The organism is Paenibacillus sp. FW104-T2 (assembly GCF_058789975.1).
The window spans coordinates 1-17,443 of record NZ_JBYTCE010000040.1 but is presented as its reverse complement, the minus strand read 5'-3'; the positions used below and the strand labels follow the sequence as shown (position 1 = coordinate 17,443).

Genomic DNA, 17,443 nt, shown 5'->3' with positions numbered 1-17,443 from the left:
AAAAACAATTATTAATAACTTGACTAAATCTGGGATGGATTATATTGAATGTGGCTTCCTAGAAGATTTTGAGAAGTATGATATCAACTGCAGTTTATTCAACAGCGTTGATCAAATTGAACAGTTTATCCCAGAGAACAGAGGTAACACAGAATTTGTAGCAATGACTCGGTTTGGTGAGCTAGATATCAATAATCTTAAAATTTTTGATGGTAGATCAATCAGCGGTATTAGGATTACTTTCCATTTGGAAGAAATGCTAGACGCATTGGAGTTTTGTAAACAAGTCAAACGTAAGGGCTATAAGGTGTTTGTGCAACCAGTTGGAACAACAAGCTACTCGGATGAAGAATTATTATCATTAATCCACATGGTGAACGAACTAAATCCATATTCCTTCTATATTGTTGATACATTAGGTACAATGACTAAAAACGACGTTCACAGGATGTATTATCTTATTGACTATAATTTAAATCCTGAAATTAAAATCGGTTTCCATTCGCACAACAATTTACAATTGTCTTTTTCGAATTCTCAGGAATTAGTTTCTCTTCATGCTAAAAGAACAATATTTATTGACTCTTCTGTTTATGGCATGGGGCGGGGAGCAGGGAATTTAAACACTGAGCTAATAGCTGAATATATTAATTCTAATTTGGGAGAAGTTTATGATATAAGCTACCTACTTGAGATTATTGATGAATGTATCTCTTCGATTCGAAATCAATATAGTTGGGGATATTCAGTTCCATACTATTTAGCCGCAATTCATAACTGTCACCCCAATTATGCCACATTTTTAATTAATAAAAAGACCCTTCAAGTTAATTTAATTGCGAAGATTCTTACTTCAATTCCTATAGAAAATAGAGAACTATATGATAATAAACTTGTTGAGCAATTATATTTAGATTTCCAGGCCCATTGGATTAATGACAATGAAGACATCAAGAAACTCAAAAAGATTATAAAAGATAAAAAAATTTTGGTGTTAGCTCCTGGGAAGAGTATTGTTGAATATAAAGACAAAATTGATGGCTTTATAGAGGCTGAAAAGCCTGTAATTATATCGGTTCAGTTTCTACCTAATGGTATAGATTCTGATTTTGTATTCTTTAGTAATAGAAAAAGAATAGGCAGTCTTGAAAATGAATTAAGTGATCCGAATAAACAGTATAAAGTGATTGTTACCTCGAATATTGGATTGAAAGAATTTAAAAACCAGTTTCGGATAAATTATTCGAGTTTGTTAAACTCATTTGATAGAGTGAAGGATAATTCGACCCTGATGTTGCTTAACCTTCTTGATCAAATGAACCTTAAAGAGGTTACTTTTGCAGGATTTGATGGATATCACAAAGGTTCGAGTGGTAATTATATTTCAGGAAGTATGGAGACTTATCTCGATGAGGAGATCCTTCTTAATATTAATGAGGAAATTAGACAGTTTCTAAATATATTTAGTGAAAAAGTAAAAGTAAGAAGTATCACTCCTACTCTTTATATCGACAATGATTGGGTATAACAGTATTCAATCGTCCCGTATCTCCCTTCAAGTTGATTCGCATATATTTAGAATTTCAATTTTAAAATCTCTGGGATAGGGTCATAGCCTGGGTAGATAAGGGTGGTTACTCATGAAAGCCATAATTCTTGCAGGCGGGACAGGATCCCGCCTTTTTCCTTTAACTAAGGTAACTAATAAACACCTGCTTCCTGTAGGCAAGTATCCGATGATCTTTCATTCTGCATATAAATTAAAACAAGCTGGCCTTACCGACATCATGGTGATTACCGGCAAAGAACATATGGGGGACGTTGTTAATCTTCTTGGTAGCGGAAGTGATTTAGGTGTCTCATTCACTTATCGAGTGCAAGATGAAGCAGGAGGAATAGCTCAAGCACTTGGATTGGCAGAACAATTTACAGGTAACGATCAAATGGTCGTCATCCTTGGTGATAACGTGTTTGAGGACGATATTACTGAGTATGTGTCTAATTTCTGCGAGCAAAAGTCCGGAGCCAAAATATTGATACAAGAAGTCAACGATCCTCATCGCTTCGGAGTGCCTGAGTTACACGGCGATCGCATCGTATCCATTGAAGAAAAACCTCAAAAACCCAAAAGCAAATATGCGGTAACAGGCATATATATGTTTGATAGTGAAGTCTTTAAGATCATCAAGACATTAAAGCCTTCTGCAAGAGGCGAATTGGAAATCACAGACGTAAACAATGCGTACATTGAACGAGGAAATCTAACCTACGATATACTTAAGGGTTGGTGGACGGACGCAGGTACTCACACGTCGTTGGCACGGGCCAATGAATTGGCGCAGAATATTGTTTTCGGAAACGAGTTCGGGAAGTTAAAGTTATAGAAGAGAAGGGATGCGGAATAATTGAAAATCACTCCTTCCAAGCTGACAGGTGCCTGTTTGATTGAACCGGTGGTTCACGGAGATCACCGGGGTTTTTTTATGGAAAGTTACAATGAGCAGCTTATGAATCAACAAGGAATCAATTACCACTTTATTCAGGATAACCAATCCTTATCTGCTCAGCCTGGTGTGTTGCGCGGATTGCACTACCAACTTAATCCCAAAGCACAAACGAAGTTAATTCGGGTTATTTCGGGTGTGATTTACGATGTTATCGTGGACATTCGTCAAGGATCCCCTACCTACGGACAGTGGGAGGGTTTCATCTTGAGTGAACATAATCACCGTCAGCTACTGGTACCCAAAGGATTTGCTCATGGCTTTTGTACACTGGTACCAAACACCCAAGTCTTGTACAAAGTGGACGAATACTATTCCCCGGAGAACGACCGCGGCATATTATGGAGTGACCCGGCTCTTGGAATTGATTGGCCTACATCTAGTCCGACTTTGTCAGATAAGGACCAAAGACATCCTTTACTTCAAGATGCGGAGATCAATTTCAATTTCGAAGTGAAGTAATTAGGAGGTTCTAACACTATGAAACTGCTCGTTACCGGCGGGGCCGGTTTTATTGGAAGTAATTTTGTGATGTATATGCTGGACCAGCATCCTGATTACGAAATCATCAATGTGGATGCGCTGACGTATGCAGGCAACTTGGAAAACTTGAAATCACTTGAAGGCAACGCACGTCATACCTTTGTCAAAGCAGACATTACAGATGCTGCCCAGATGGATCACCTGATCGGTCAAGAGGTGGACGTTGTCGTTAACTTTGCCGCCGAATCACATGTTGACCGCAGCATATTGGAACCAGATGTGTTTGTACGGACGAATGTGAATGGTACCCAGGCATTGCTTGAAGCTGCTAAAAAACAAAATGTGACCAAGTTTGTTCAGGTATCGACGGATGAGGTATATGGTTCGTTGGGTCCAACAGGCCTATTTACGGAAGAGACACCGTTGCAGCCAAACAGCCCCTATTCGGCCTCGAAAGCAGGTGGGGATATGCTTGTGCGCGCGTACCATGAGACCTTTGGCCTTCCAGTAAATATCACACGCTGTTCCAACAATTACGGTCCGTACCAGTTCCCTGAAAAACTGATTCCTCTGATGATTTCACGGGCCCTTGCTGATGAAGCCTTGCCTGTGTATGGAGATGGATTAAACATTCGAGATTGGCTCTATGTTGAAGACCACTGCAGCGCCATTGACTTGGTAATTCATCAAGGACGTAACGGTGAAGTATACAACATCGGCGGCAATAATGAGCGAACTAATGTGCACATCGTGAAAACCATTTTGGAGCAACTCGGCAAGCCGGATTCCTTAATCAAATACGTGCAAGACCGGCCTGGGCATGACCGCAGATATGGCATTGATCCGGCCAAAACGATGTCTGAACTCGGCTGGAAGCCAAAGCATACGTTTGAAACCGGGATCAAGGAGACTATCCAATGGTATCTGGATAACAAAGAATGGTGGACTCGTATTCAGTCTGGAGTCTATCAACAGTACTATGCCAAGCAATATGGCTCTCGATTGGGAGACGTGAAGTAATGAAGGTTTTGGTTACAGGAGCAAACGGACAACTGGGACGGGATGTCGTTCTTCTTTTGGAGAAGGAGGGGCATGCTGTTCTTGCTTGTGATCGGGATCAGATGGATATTACGAATCAGGCACACTGTAATGAAGTCATTTCTTCCTATCATCCTGAAGCGGTCATTCATTGTGCGGCTTATACTGCCGTTGATGCAGCGGAAACAGATATCGATGGTGCATATAAGGTGAATGCGGTTGGAACACGCAATATTGCTGTAGCGGCAGAAAGAGCTGGAGCTAAACTAATTTATATTAGTACGGACTATGTCTTTGATGGCAACTCGCCATCTCCCTATCAGGAATACGATAACACGAATCCGCAAAGTGTATATGGCAAGTCCAAACGGGCGGGAGAATTACTGGTACAATCGTTGTCCTCCAAATGGTTTATTGTGCGTACTTCTTGGGTTTACGGCCTGTACGGGAATAACTTTGTCAAAACGATGCTGAAATTGGGTCAGGAAAAACCAAAGTTACAGGTGGTACATGACCAAAAAGGGTCACCTACGTTTACCGTTGATTTGGCAGGATTTATCCTAGAGCTTATGCAAACAGAAATGTATGGGGTATATCATGCTTCCAACAGTGGTACTTGTACATGGTATGAATTCACGGAAGCGATCTTTGCGGAAGCTCGAAATGTTGAAGGGTTTACCATCCAAGCACAATTGGAGCCTTGTACGACAGAGCAGTTCCCCAGACCAGCTCCCAGGCCGCGTAATTCGGTAATGGATCATCTATCCATTCGAACGAATGGTTTGGCGGATATCCGCCCATGGCGGGAGGGCCTGCGTGAATTTATTAGCTTGTTGTCAAATAAGGAACGTCCATAGTAGCACTTATGTAACTCTCGCTCTTACTTTTGGGCGGGAGTTTTCGTATATAATAAAGAAAAGTCAGATTTTGAGGTGACACGTGAATAAACCTAAAGTATGCATTATGCTTTCTACATATAACGGAGCAAAGTACATTGATGAACAGATGGAAAGTCTTCTTACACAGAGTCAGGTAGACGTCCAGATTAATATTAGAGATGATGGCTCTTCTGACGAAACTGTTCAAAAGTTAAACAAATATGCGAAATCTCACCCAGACCGGATCCAAGTTATTGAAGGTGAAAACTTGGGCGTGATCGGGAGTTTTTTTGAACTGATGTGCCAAACGGAGCCTGTGTATGATTTTTACGCATTTTGTGATCAGGACGATGTGTGGAAGCCTGACAAACTTATAAGGGCAGTAACTAAACTACAATTAAGTCAATCAAACATTCCACTAATGTATTGTTCTTCTACACAAATGGTGGATCAGGATCTGAACAACCTGAATGTGTGGCCGACCCTTCCTCCTAAGCCGTTAAGCATGCATAATGCCATGGTCGAAAACTGCTGCGTGGGCTGCACTATGGTACTGAATCCAATTGCTTTTCAGCAAGTTAAGGCAAACATTCCCTCCGATCTAAATCAGGTTATTATGCATGATTGGTGGATCTATCTTTATGTTAGTGCATTTGGTGAGGTCATCTTTGATGAAGAGCCGATGATCTTGTATCGACAACATCAAAATAATGTTTTGGGTGGAAGCAACGAAGGTTTTATCATGAAATGGAAGAACAGATGGAGTAGATTCATGAATGGTAAAAATCATTTTATATTAAGCAAACAAGCAAAGATGTTCTTACAACTCCATAAAGATCAATTATCTGCTCAACAACAAAAGGACATTCATCGCTTTTTAAACCAACTGGACAGCCCTTGGATTAAACGTATTGGATATGCGGCCAAGATGCCTTTTTACCGTCAAGCTTTTCTGGATAACCTTGTTCTTAAGCTCATATACGTCCTGAAGAAGGTATAAGTTTTAGGTTGGTTCTGCTTTCCACATATTCGCCCATAATATGCTATACTTTCAATAGTTAAACACAGCATTACAAAGTCAGGAGTTTTACAAAATGGTCGAAACAGCAGAAGATCCCTTACGAGGGGTATTGGAAAATAATAACAACTATAGTCCTGATGTTAGCATCATCATCGTTAACTACAATACACGCCAGCTGACACTGGACTGTCTGGCATCGGTGTATAAATCTCTTACTTCCTTTCAATATGAAATCATTGTTGTTGACAATGCATCGCGCGATGGATCCGTGGAAGCGATCGGAGGAGCTTATCCAGAGGTTCGTATGATTGCCAATAGGGACAATACGGGCTTCGCCGTTGCTAACAACCAGGCCATGGAAATTGCCAAAGGAAGGTATATTCTACTGCTCAATTCGGACACGGTTGTACAGAAGGATACTTTGGATATCATGATCGGATTCATGGACATTCATCCCGAGATGGGGGCATCCGGCTGTAAGGTGATTCTTCCTGATGGTTCCCTGGATAAAGCGTGCAAGCGGGGATTTCCAACGCCATCGGCTTCTTTTTATTATGCATTCGGTATCTCACGTATGTTCCCGGATCGTCCACAGTTTAACCAGTACCAATTGGGACATCTCAGCCCGGATGATGAGTATCCGGTAGACTGTCTTGTTGGTGCGTTCATGCTCGTGCGGCGTGAAACCATCGACCAAGTGGGCGGCTTGGATGAAACCTTCTTCATGTACGGTGAAGATATCGACTGGTGTTATCGCATAAAAGAAGCGGGCTGGGGCATTTATTATTACCCACGTACATATATTGTGCATTACAAAGGTGCGAGTGCCCGGCGTAAACCTATGAAAATCATTTATGAGTTTCATAGAGCGATGTGGGTTTTCCACCGTAAACATTATGCTAAGCGTTATGGTATTTTGACCAACACAGCCGTATGGCTCGGTATCTCATTAAAATTCTCATTGTCTCTGATCCGCAATAAGCTGATTAGACCAGCTGCCCAAAAAGAATTATCATCCCGTGGTGCGGAAGTTCGTGAGACATCTTCCGAGGTGAAAGCATGATTCGGCGTAATCAGCAATTTCTGACCCAACTGTATATTGCGGCAGATTTCTTGGTGATACAGTTTTCCTTCTTAATGGCTTGGTGGATTAAGTTTGAGAGCAATCTTCTGATCAACCAGGGTGCACTGCCGATTGAGAGGTACTTTGTATGGAGTATTGTATATGGAGGGCTGGCTCTCCTCATCGGCTTAATGGTCTCCTTATACGTACCCAAACGGAAAAAACGTTTTGTAGATGAATTTGTGAAACTGATTCAGGTCCATGGCATTGCTTTTTTTATGCTGATGAGCTTAATGTTCTTCTTTAAGGAAGTCGACATTTCTCGTGCCTATCTAGCCATGTACATGATCGGCAACGTTGCCTTCACCCTAATCTACCGTTATATCGTCAAACTTCAGCTGAGAAGATTACGGAAAAAGGGCTTCAACCGTCAATTCGTATTGATCCTTGGGGCAGGTTCTTTAGGCAAACGTTTCTATGATAACCTCCGTAGTTATCCTGATCTCGGGTACGAGGTATATGGTTTTCTCGATGATTATCGTCGCTGGGATCAAGAGGAGCAGCAGCGCTACAAGCCGATCAGGGGACGCATTGACCAGTTGGAAGAAATCCTGTCGACTCGTATGATCGACGAAGTCATTCTTGCACTTCCTTTGGATGCTCACGATAAGTATCCGCATATCATTGAAGTGTGCGAGAAGGCCGGGGTACGGACACTGATTATTCCAGACTTCTTTGATTATCTTCCGGCCCGGCCGCATTTCGACAATTTTGCTGGCATGCCGATGATTAACGTGCGTGATATCCCACTGGATATGGCCGTAAACCGACTAATGAAACGTGCGTTTGACATTCTGTTCTCGCTCGTCGCTATCATACTGACTTCCCCGGTGATGGCCATCGTGGCACTAGGCGTACGATTGACGTCGCCTGGACCGGTCATTTTCAAACAAGAACGTGTTGGGCTCAATCGACGCAACTTCATGATGTTTAAGTTCCGCTCCATGAGAGTCATTCCTGAAGGTGTAGTCGACACCGGTTGGTCCACGAAGGATGATCCGCGTCGAACGGCATTCGGTACATTTATAAGACGCACCAGCCTGGATGAATTGCCTCAATTCTTCAACGTGCTGCTCGGTCATATGAGTGTGGTTGGTCCAAGGCCGGAACGTCCATACTACGTGAATCAATTCCGGGATGAAATTCCGAAGTATATGATTAAACATCACGTCCGTCCAGGCATTACGGGATTGGCGCAGAGTAAAGGATTAAGAGGAGATACCTCCATCGAGGATCGGATCGAACAGGACATCTTTTATATTGAAAACTGGTCTTTATTATTCGATATCAAAATCATATGGGAAACCATTCGAAATGGTCTCAAGAATGCGTATTAGATTCAACAGACTAAACTGTACCACCATTTAACAGCTGCCTCCGGGCGGCTTTTTTGTTTTACCCCTCATCAATTCGGGTAGTTAGCTATCAAAAAGGAAATCCCGCACATACGCTGTCATATCTTATTAGCTATATACTCTACCTCCAATATCACTCCTAAAGGATGTGAACATCATATGAAACGAATCGCTGCCGTCATTACACTACTGATCGTTACCGTGGGGACCCTGTTTTTTGCCTATGAGAGTCAAAGTGAGGAACAGCGCGATGGATTTACAGCCTACCGACTGATTGCTCACGCCATGGGCAGTATCCGTGATCAGCCTTATACCAACGCCTATGAGGCGATGATCGCCAATTATGAGAAAGGCACAAGAGTATTTGAGATCGATTTCATGCTCACCTCAGATCGCGTAGCCGTAGCCAGACATGAATGGACTGCCAATATGAGCAAACTGCTAGGGCAGGAAGAGGAGCTTCCTGAAGACAAACAGGCTGGTGCACTTACGCATGATGAATTTATGAGTACCCCAATATTGGGTATCTACCAACCCATGGACGCTGAGGGCATCATTAATGTGCTGGCGCAATATCCCGATATGTATATCGTAACGGATACCAAGGAGCAGAAAGATGAGGATATTCAGCAGGTGCTATCTTCTCTCGTCAACGCTGCCAAAAAGAAAGATCCATCTGTACTGGATCGCATCGTCGTGCAGATTTATAATGAGCCCATGCTGGAAACCGTGAAAGAAATCTATGCGTTCCCGTCCATTATTTATACCCTCTATGCGACGCAGGATACCGAAGCACAGGTCGTTGATTTTGTGGAAAAGAATGATATTGATGCCGTAACCATGCCGGAATATAAAGTAAATCAGAATTTTGTCGCCAAACTGAAGAAGGCAGGCGCCGTTACTTACGCGCATACCATCAATGACACCGACCAGGTGGCCAACTATGAAAAGTGGGGCGTGTATGGCGTCTATTCAGATGTGTTGACGGAAGAAGAGCTGGATCAGATGAATACTCGCTTTGCCTTGAAGCCGTAATGTTTATTTTGTGGAAAATCAATTTTCATTCTCCTTAGAAAAGTAGCCCTTCATTAATACTCGAGATTACTTGAGCATTGTTTGATTAATAGCGAGATAACATCCTTCCTCTTAAAAATTACAGACTGATTCCTGCACTTTACAGGGAAAAGTCTGTGATTTTTTGTTCCCCTTTTTATGCGAACATTGACACTCACTGCCTGCTGACTTAGACTTAGTTTACAAGCTTTTTAGGATGCAGAAGAACCTCTGGAGGAATGTTCGTTGATAGACATGATTAAGCAGTGGAGACACGTATTTAAGCTCGACCCGGACCGGGAAATCACGGATGAAGCACTCGATCTGGTATGTATGTCGGGAACCGATGCTATTATCGTTGGGGGGTCTTCGGGAATCACCTATGATAACACGGTAGACCTGATGTCCCGCGTGCGTCGCTACGAGCTGCCCTGTGTGCTGGAAGTATCCGATCTGGAGGCGGTTGTCCCTGGTTTTGACGGATATCTGATCCCGATGGTGCTGAATGCCACGGATAGCAAATGGATGATTGGGCACCACCAACAGGCCATCGAACGTTTTGGTTACCTCATACCGTGGGATCTGCTAATTGCCGAGGGGTATATCGTGCTGAATACTGACTCCACCGTAGCGCGTTTGACTGGAGCAGATACAGAGCTGACGGCTGGTGCGGCAGTGGCGTATGCCCAAGCTGCAGAGCGGCTGCTCAATCTTCCTATTGTATATATGGAGTACAGCGGAGCGTTTGGCGATATGGAGCTGGTTGGCGAGACACATAGACAACTGGATCGCGCACATCTCATTTATGGCGGGGGAATCGACAATCCCGAGAAAGCTGCACAAGCTTCTGAAGTTGCAGACACCATCGTCGTGGGTAACATTGTGTACAGCGATTTGAAGAAGGCACTTGAAACGGTACAAGCCGTAAAAAAAACCGTTTAATCGGTTTAGTTTACCATTCCCCCAATTTCCCCTTACAATCTGTTAAAATAGAACTTTGCCCTACTAAATAAGCAATTCGTATACAAGTTTATGTTTACACAGAAACGGAGAGTGCAGAACCAAGCTGAAGAAACGAAGTGTTCGTATTTATCACCGGATTTTTCCCTTTCATAAAGGGAATCAAAAAATCTGGGGATAACGACGATCGGAAGATGGTTTTGCAATCGAAGTCCAAGTGTAACTGATAGATCTGTTATACCGATCAACCAACGAAAGGAGCATGCATGCATGCAACCTGTAAATATACATGATGCCGTGGCACGGCTTAACACCCCTCAGCGGCAAGCCGTCGAGGCAACCGATGGACCGTTACTGATTATGGCCGGAGCGGGCAGTGGTAAGACCCGGGTGCTGACACACCGGATTGCTTACCTTATCGCAACACGCAAGACACCTCCATGGGGCATTTTGGCGATTACGTTTACGAACAAAGCCGCTCGTGAGATGCAGGACCGGGTATCCCAGCTCGTTGGTGGCTCACAGGGCCGCGACATTTGGGTATCCACGTTCCACTCCATGTGTGTGCGCATCCTGCGACGTGACATTGAACGCATTGGTTTTACTTCGAACTTCAGTATCTTGGACTCATCCGACCAGTTATCCGTTATTCGCAGCTGTATGAAAGACCAGAATATCGACACCAAGAAATTCGAACCAAAAGCCGTTCAGGCCATGATGAGTACCGCGAAAAATGAATTGATCGGTCCTGACCAGTATGAGAAGCAGGCTGGCGACTATTTTGAAGGCATTGTGGCGAAGGTATATAAAATGTACCAGAAACGTCTGAGAGCCAACAATTCGCTCGACTTCGACGATCTCATTATGGCAACCATTCAACTGTTCAAGGAAGTGCCGGAAGTCCTCGACTTTTACCAAAAGAAATTCCAATACATCCACGTCGATGAGTATCAGGATACGAACCGTGCGCAGTATATGCTGTGCCGCATGCTGGCTGATAGTCATCACCGGATCTGCGTCGTAGGGGATAGTGACCAATCGATCTATCGCTGGCGTGGAGCGGATATCAGCAATATCCTGAACTTTGAGAAAGACTATCCAGAGGCACAGACCATCTTGCTGGAACAGAATTACCGTTCGACGTCCAACATCCTGAATGCAGCGAATGAGGTCATTGGCCTTAACTCCGGTCGTAAGCCGAAGAAGCTGTGGACGGACAAGGAGGGCGGTTCGAAGATCAAGGTATACCGTGCGGACTCCGAGCATGATGAGGGGTATTTTGTTACCTCTGAGATTAGTAAAAACGTGAAGAACGGCAAATCCTATCAAAACCATGCCATTTTGTACCGTACCAACGCCCAGTCGCGGGTAATAGAGGAAATTCTGATCAAGTCTGATATTCCGTATCAGATTGTCGGCGGCATCAAGTTCTATGATCGTAAAGAGATCAAGGACATTCTGGCGTATCTGCGCCTGCTTTCTAACCCTGACGACGATATCAGCCTCACTCGGATCATTAATGTACCTAAACGCAGCATCGGGGATACAACGGTGGCGAAGCTGGCAGCTGCAGCAGGAGAGCGGGGGATTTCCATATTCCGTGTGCTTCAGGTTGTGGACGATCTCGGCTTTGCGGGCCGCACGCGGAACGCACTGGTGGAGTTCTACGACATGATTGCTGCACTGCATCAGATGGTAGAGTACCTGTCTGTAACCGAACTGACCGAGAAGATTCTGGAGATGAGTCAGTATCGCCTTGAGATGCAGAATGAAAATACACTTGAATCCCGTGCACGTCTGGAAAACATTGAAGAGTTCCTTTCCGTGACCATGGAATTTGAGAAAAATAATGAAGACAAAACGCTCGTCTCGTTCCTCACCGATCTGGCACTCATTGCAGATATCGACAGCATGAACGATGATGAAGAGGATCAGAGCGACGCCGTTACCCTGATGACGATGCACAGTGCCAAAGGTCTGGAATTCCCTGTGGTGTTCATCGTGGGTATGGAGGAAGGCGTCTTCCCGCACAGCCGGGCCTTTATGGATAATGAAGAGCTGGAGGAAGAACGCAGACTTGCTTATGTAGGGATTACCCGTGCAGAAGAACAGCTCTTCCTGTCTTGTGCCCAGATGCGTACCTTGTTCGGACGCACAACGGCGAACCCACCTTCGCGCTTCCTGGATGAAATTCCGGATGAGCTAAAAGAAGATACATCCATTGCCCGTGACCGTTACCGTCGTGGTGCCAATGCAGGAGGTTCCTATGGAGGACGTGGACTTGGCTCCAGTGGAGGAAGTAACTTTGGTGGTGGAAGTGCGGCCAAGCTCTTTGAACAGCAGAGCAGAAGTGGCTCTTCGGCTACTTCGTCCACGCCAACTTCCCGTGTGACCACAAGTACCTCGCGTCCAACATATGCTGCGCCAACATCTGCCTCCAAGCCCGCAGCTTCGAATAGTGAAGCAGGCTTCAAAGCAGGAGATAAAGTGCAGCATGGCAAATGGGGTACGGGTACCATTGTTGCGGTTAAAGGTACCGGAAATGATACGGAACTGCAAATTGCATTCCCGGCTCCGGTCGGTGTGAAACGCCTGCTCGCCGGCTTTGCTCCTATTACCAAAGTAGAATAGATTAAGAACGAAACTTCAATATTGCATAATAACGAAGAGGGCAGAAATAACTTGAAGAAACGAAGTTAAAAGCTTTCCTAAGGAAAGCTGCTTCGTGAGCATACCCTTCGCCTTTCATCCCCGGATTTCCCCCTTTAAAAAGTAAAAAAAAGAAATCCGGGGATAACAGCGATCGGAAAGTTGTTCTGTCAGCTTAGTTCAAGTGCAATTTGAGTGTTCGTTCTACATAGATTAAATTAACGGAGGGATGGCCCTGTATGGACCCGATGCACCGGATGGAGCAACTCGTTACCGAGCTGAACCAGCATAATTATCAGTACTACACGATGGATCAGCCGCAGATCAGTGACAAGGAATATGATCTCCTGTATGACGAACTGGTTACCCTCGAACAGGAGAGCGGGATGGTTTTGCCTGATTCTCCAACACAGCGTGTCGGTGGCGAACTGCTGAAGGGGTTTACCCCGCATCGCCATCTGTCTCCATTGTGGAGCTTGGACAAAGCCCAAAACATCGAGCAGCTGCGGAGCTGGAATACTCGTGTACTGAAGCTCGTGAATGACTACAACAGCAAAAATCCAGGCAACCCTTTACCGGAACCCGGCTACGTTATTGAGTTGAAGTTTGATGGGCTCACCCTGAACCTGACGTACACCAATGGTGAATTGGTACAGGCTTCTACACGCGGGAATGGAACCGTTGGCGAAGGGATTTTGGCCCAGGTTAGAACGATCAAATCCGTCCCGCTCCGAATTCCGTATACCGACGGTACGATTGAAGTACAAGGCGAAGGCATCATGAATCTGTCCGTACTGAACCGGTACAATGAAACAGCAGCAGAGCCGCTCAAAAACGCCCGTAACGCAGCAGCCGGAGCACTGCGCAACCTGAATCCGAAGACGACGGCCGAGCGCAGGCTCAATGCCTATTTTTACAATGTAGGGTACTCGGACGACATTCAATTTGCCAATCATCAAGAGATGATGGATTTTCTGCGTGAGAATCGCTTCAAAGTTAACCCATCGATTACGTACTTCCATGAATTTGATGATGTGATGGAACAGCTTGCCGCCATTCAGGAGAATCGGGGACAGCTGGACTACCTGATTGATGGGGCCGTTATCAAAATCACCGATATGCGCACACGTGAAGTGCTGGGTTATACGGACAAGTTCCCACGCTGGGCTGTAGCCTATAAGTTCGAAGCAGAAGAGACCACAACTGTACTCAAATCCGTGGATTGGAATGTGGGCCGTACCGGCAAAGTAACTCCGCTCGCACGTGTAGAACCGGTCGAACTGGCGGGAGTAACGGTTTCGAACTGTACATTGAACAATGTGGGCGATATTGAGCGTAAAAATCTGAAGTTTGCCTTGGGCACACGTGTCTTTATCCGCCGCTCCAATGACGTCATTCCTGAAATCCTGGGTAAAGTGACGGAAGAGAGTGATGGCGAGGAGATCATATATCCTGAGCAGTGTCCGGCTTGCGGATTCCCACTGGAGCAGCGCGGAGCGCATCTGTTCTGTAATAACAAATTGGCTTGTAAACCGCAGACTGTGGCCCGAATCTCCCATTTTGCTTCCCGTGATGCCATGGATATTGAGACATTCAGTGAGAAGACAGCGATTCAGCTGTATGATGAGCTCAGTGTGCGTGAGCCGGCGGATCTGTATACATTGCAATTTGATGATCTGGTGAAGCTGGAGCGGTTTGGTGAAAAGAAAGCCAATAACCTTCTCGCTGCGCTGGAGCATAGTAAGGATCGTGACCTTGCATCGTTCCTGTACGCGCTGGGCATTCCGAATACGGGTAAATCAACTACGCGTATGCTGGCCGACCATTATCGTGATCTGCACGCTATCATGAATGCAACCGTAGATGAACTTGTTGAACTTCCTGACGTAGGCGGCATTGTGGCGGAGAGTATTGTCACGTTTTTCGCAGATCCATTTACCCAGGCTGCCATCGAAAAGATGCTGGACTTGGGCGTGAAGGCACAGGCACCTGAGGCACCAGCAGTGATAGTCGAAGACTCCTTCTTTAGTGGTAAAACGGTCGTGCTGACCGGAACACTGCATCAACTGACACGTGACGAGGCGACGCAAAGACTGGAAGCACTTGGAGCGAAAGTCACAGGCAGTGTCTCGAAAAAGACCGACCTTGTCATTGCGGGAGAGAAGGCAGGCAGCAAGCTGGCCAAAGCGCATGATCTGGGCATCCCGACGATTGAGGATGAGGATGAACTCGTTCGTCTTTTGAATCAGCAGGGCTAACCTATAAGCTAGCAAACGAAGAAACCCCCGTTTAGCCACATTAGGTGGATCGGGGGTTTTTGCTATGCATTTGTAGGATGTTTTTTTCATTCATAAACTCCACATAGATGGAGATGAAACGTTAGGAACTGATATTGGGAAGGCGCTGTGCTGCCCCTGTAAGCCATGCATCCTTGTCATATCCCCGTTCTTCCCAGTAACCGATATGTTCGCTGTCGATGAGTTCAATGCGATTCAACCATTTAACTGACTTATAGGCATACATCTGGGGGATGACAAGTCGTACGGGACCACCGAGATCTGCTGGGATGGGTTTGCCATCATGCATTACTGCGACCATGATATCATCCATCTGTGCTTGATCCATCGTAATGGCATCCGTATATACCCCATCTCCAGAGTAAAATTTGACACTGTGTGCTCCGGGCTTAACTCCGGCTTGGGTCAGCAGCTGTTTAAGAGAAATGCCTTCCCATGTGTTTTTGTATACGGACCAGCCAGTTACACAATGGAAATCACTAACCTGTACAGTGCGCGCGAGTTTAACGAACTGTTCCCAGTTCCAGACCTGTGCCCGTTCGACAAGCCCATCAATCCGGAATGACCAATTCTCATTTGAAAAGGAAGGGATAGGCGTAACCGTGTATACTCGGAAATGACCTTCAGCTCCTCCTCCAATGGGAGGGGAAGAGGCAGCCGCAGGTTGCGGCAGCGGACTCATCCGATTGGGGTCATTCTCCAGCATACTGTCGATGCTGTTATCGATACTGAGATTACGTCCAACCCAGGAGACAAAGGTAGGGCCGAGGGTAACGGCTAACCCCACACCCACAGCAGACCGAATAAATGCACGCCGTGTATACACGGGTTCGAGTTTCTGGGGTTGGTCGGGCGATTTTGTTGCAGCAGTACGATCCGAACTAGGAGCTGAAATTGCAGCAGCAGTATTTTCTCCAGATGTACCCAATGAATCGGCAGTGCCATGGATGTCTTTCGTCGATGTGGTGGCAATCACCGTGCGGCGTTTCGAATCTTTCAACCATTTGGTACGGGTAATGGAGTGGTAGATAATATAGGGCAGACCCAACCAAGTTAACAAATCATGAGTTAGTAACGCTGCATTGGACCACTTTGGTCCTGCGAGTTTAAATTGCCACAACACAATGCCTGAGATTAACCAGCCAACCAGCAGAACAAGCACGATGATTGTATTCACTTTTTGCCAAGGCCTGTTCCGGAGCTGTTTCCAGTGTTTACTCGCCAGGATCAAGTAATAAACAACAGGGGCTAGCATAGCCAACCCGACAATTATATGCAGCCATTTTAGCCATACGCGCCCAATCCCGAGTAGTTCACGCCAGAAGCCACCGACTAGCATAAGTCCCGTCACGGCGAGGATCACTACAATCCAGGCATTCCAGAAGTGGAGAGACACGAGTTTCTTGCCGTACCCTTTGCGAAGTTTTTTTAGCCACTGTTCCAAGAGTGATCACCTCAAATAAAGTTATAAGCAGTAAATCTTCCTTATGTAGTAAGCGGTGAAAATAAAGAACGTATTAAATGAGCTATGTCATTGCTTTCTCTTTATTGTATATACCTCATTATAGAAGCTTTGGATCACTCACATCAAACCGTCACATTAGAGCGCATTATAAAGGTAAAGTCCATCTTATTAAAAATGAGAAGAAAGATATGGCTGCTAATATATATATATTGAATGCTCTTTGAAAAAAAGATTAAAAAATGCTTGCTATCTAAATTCATACATGGTATATTATTTCTTGTCGCTTCAAACGAGTGATTGTCGAAAGAGTTTGAATGATGACGAAAAAGAGTGTTGACAGTTAGTTGGTTAACATGATAAAATAAATATCCTGTCCGGTTGACATTGATCAACAAAAACGGACAACAAGTTCCTTGAAAACTGAACAAATGGAAAGTAACTTATGATTTACAACGAATCGTCAGATTCAAAATGAGCTAATCGCTCTTTTCAATACCTCAGATGATTTTCATAGCGTCTAACCACGCTGTTGGAATTCATCTTTATTGGAGAGTTTGATCCTGGCTCAGGACGAACGCTGGCGGCATGCCTAATACATGCAAGTCGAGCGGACTTGA

The 17,443-nt window shown here is 45.0% G+C and carries 13 protein-coding genes and 1 rRNA gene; 13 read left to right on the top strand and 1 reads right to left on the bottom strand.

Going from position 1 to position 17,443, the window contains the following annotated elements; translation table 11 throughout:
* The 12 genes from AC3WQ3_RS28180 to ligA all read left to right on the top strand — a co-directional run.
* On the top strand, positions 1-1,528 hold a 1,528-nt coding region (locus AC3WQ3_RS28180), incomplete at its 5' end, for an aldolase catalytic domain-containing protein (RefSeq protein ID WP_492474325.1).
* Between the two features lie 112 nt (positions 1,529-1,640).
* Positions 1,641-2,384: a sugar phosphate nucleotidyltransferase gene (locus AC3WQ3_RS28175; RefSeq protein ID WP_095359872.1), complete on the top strand. Its 744-nt coding sequence runs from the start codon at positions 1,641-1,643 to the stop codon at positions 2,382-2,384.
* A 21-nt stretch (positions 2,385-2,405) separates the two neighbouring features.
* Positions 2,406-2,966, top strand: coding sequence for a dTDP-4-dehydrorhamnose 3,5-epimerase (gene rfbC, locus AC3WQ3_RS28170; protein ID WP_095359871.1), 561 nt, complete (start codon positions 2,406-2,408; stop codon positions 2,964-2,966).
* 18 nt (positions 2,967-2,984) lie between these two features.
* Positions 2,985-4,007, top strand: a complete 1,023-nt coding sequence (gene rfbB, locus AC3WQ3_RS28165) for a dTDP-glucose 4,6-dehydratase (RefSeq protein WP_492474324.1) — start codon at positions 2,985-2,987, stop codon at positions 4,005-4,007.
* Positions 4,007-4,882: a dTDP-4-dehydrorhamnose reductase gene (gene rfbD, locus AC3WQ3_RS28160; protein WP_492474323.1), complete on the top strand. Its 876-nt coding sequence runs from the start codon at positions 4,007-4,009 to the stop codon at positions 4,880-4,882. Before rfbB ends, rfbD begins: the two co-directional genes overlap by 1 nt.
* An 82-nt stretch (positions 4,883-4,964) precedes the next feature.
* On the top strand, positions 4,965-5,903 hold the full coding sequence (locus AC3WQ3_RS28155; RefSeq protein WP_492474322.1) for a glycosyltransferase family 2 protein: 939 nt from the start codon (positions 4,965-4,967) through the stop codon (positions 5,901-5,903).
* Positions 5,904-5,997: 94 nt separating this feature from the next.
* Positions 5,998-6,987: a glycosyltransferase family 2 protein gene (locus AC3WQ3_RS28150; RefSeq protein ID WP_492474321.1), complete on the top strand. Its 990-nt coding sequence runs from the start codon at positions 5,998-6,000 to the stop codon at positions 6,985-6,987.
* Entirely contained in the window at positions 6,984-8,384 is a 1,401-nt protein-coding gene (locus tag AC3WQ3_RS28145; protein WP_492474320.1) for an undecaprenyl-phosphate glucose phosphotransferase, read from the top strand. Before AC3WQ3_RS28150 ends, AC3WQ3_RS28145 begins: the two co-directional genes overlap by 4 nt.
* 177 nt (positions 8,385-8,561) lie before the next feature.
* Positions 8,562-9,437 (top strand): phosphatidylinositol-specific phospholipase C/glycerophosphodiester phosphodiesterase family protein, encoded by an 876-nt coding sequence (locus tag AC3WQ3_RS28140; protein ID WP_492474319.1) that lies wholly within the window; start codon positions 8,562-8,564, stop codon positions 9,435-9,437.
* A gap of 273 nt (positions 9,438-9,710) precedes the next feature.
* Positions 9,711-10,397 carry a heptaprenylglyceryl phosphate synthase gene (gene pcrB, locus AC3WQ3_RS28135; protein WP_492474326.1) on the top strand — a complete coding sequence of 229 codons (687 nt, stop codon included), beginning with the start codon at positions 9,711-9,713 and terminating at the stop codon, positions 10,395-10,397.
* 288 nt (positions 10,398-10,685) lie between these two features.
* Positions 10,686-13,046 carry a DNA helicase PcrA gene (pcrA, locus tag AC3WQ3_RS28130; protein WP_492474318.1) on the top strand — a complete coding sequence of 787 codons (2,361 nt, stop codon included), beginning with the start codon at positions 10,686-10,688 and terminating at the stop codon, positions 13,044-13,046.
* A 257-nt stretch (positions 13,047-13,303) separates the two neighbouring features.
* The gene (ligA, locus tag AC3WQ3_RS28125; protein WP_492474317.1) at positions 13,304-15,322 is read left to right on the top strand and encodes an NAD-dependent DNA ligase LigA; all 2,019 of its coding nucleotides are present in this window, start codon (positions 13,304-13,306) and stop codon (positions 15,320-15,322) included.
* Between the two features lie 121 nt (positions 15,323-15,443).
* On the opposite strand, the gene AC3WQ3_RS28120 is transcribed toward ligA, so the two are convergent.
* Positions 15,444-16,805 (bottom strand): molybdopterin-dependent oxidoreductase, encoded by a 1,362-nt coding sequence (locus tag AC3WQ3_RS28120; protein WP_492474316.1) that lies wholly within the window; start codon positions 16,803-16,805, stop codon positions 15,444-15,446.
* Between the two features lie 563 nt (positions 16,806-17,368).
* Between AC3WQ3_RS28120 and AC3WQ3_RS28115 the strand changes: the two genes are divergently transcribed.
* A 16S ribosomal RNA gene (locus AC3WQ3_RS28115) occupies positions 17,369-17,443 on the top strand; the annotation flags it as partial.

Coding starts and splice junctions, on each gene's coding strand:
- ligA (WP_492474317.1), top strand. CDS start 13,304: ATGGACCCGATGCACCGGATGGAGCAACTCGTTACCGAGCTGAACCAG.
- pcrA (WP_492474318.1), top strand. CDS start 10,686: ATGCAACCTGTAAATATACATGATGCCGTGGCACGGCTTAACACCCCT.
- AC3WQ3_RS28140 (WP_492474319.1), top strand. CDS start 8,562: ATGAAACGAATCGCTGCCGTCATTACACTACTGATCGTTACCGTGGGG.
- AC3WQ3_RS28175 (WP_095359872.1), top strand. CDS start 1,641: ATGAAAGCCATAATTCTTGCAGGCGGGACAGGATCCCGCCTTTTTCCT.
- AC3WQ3_RS28150 (WP_492474321.1), top strand. CDS start 5,998: ATGGTCGAAACAGCAGAAGATCCCTTACGAGGGGTATTGGAAAATAAT.
- AC3WQ3_RS28145 (WP_492474320.1), top strand. CDS start 6,984: ATGATTCGGCGTAATCAGCAATTTCTGACCCAACTGTATATTGCGGCA.
- rfbD (WP_492474323.1), top strand. CDS start 4,007: ATGAAGGTTTTGGTTACAGGAGCAAACGGACAACTGGGACGGGATGTC.
- pcrB (WP_492474326.1), top strand. CDS start 9,711: ATGATTAAGCAGTGGAGACACGTATTTAAGCTCGACCCGGACCGGGAA.
- rfbB (WP_492474324.1), top strand. CDS start 2,985: ATGAAACTGCTCGTTACCGGCGGGGCCGGTTTTATTGGAAGTAATTTT.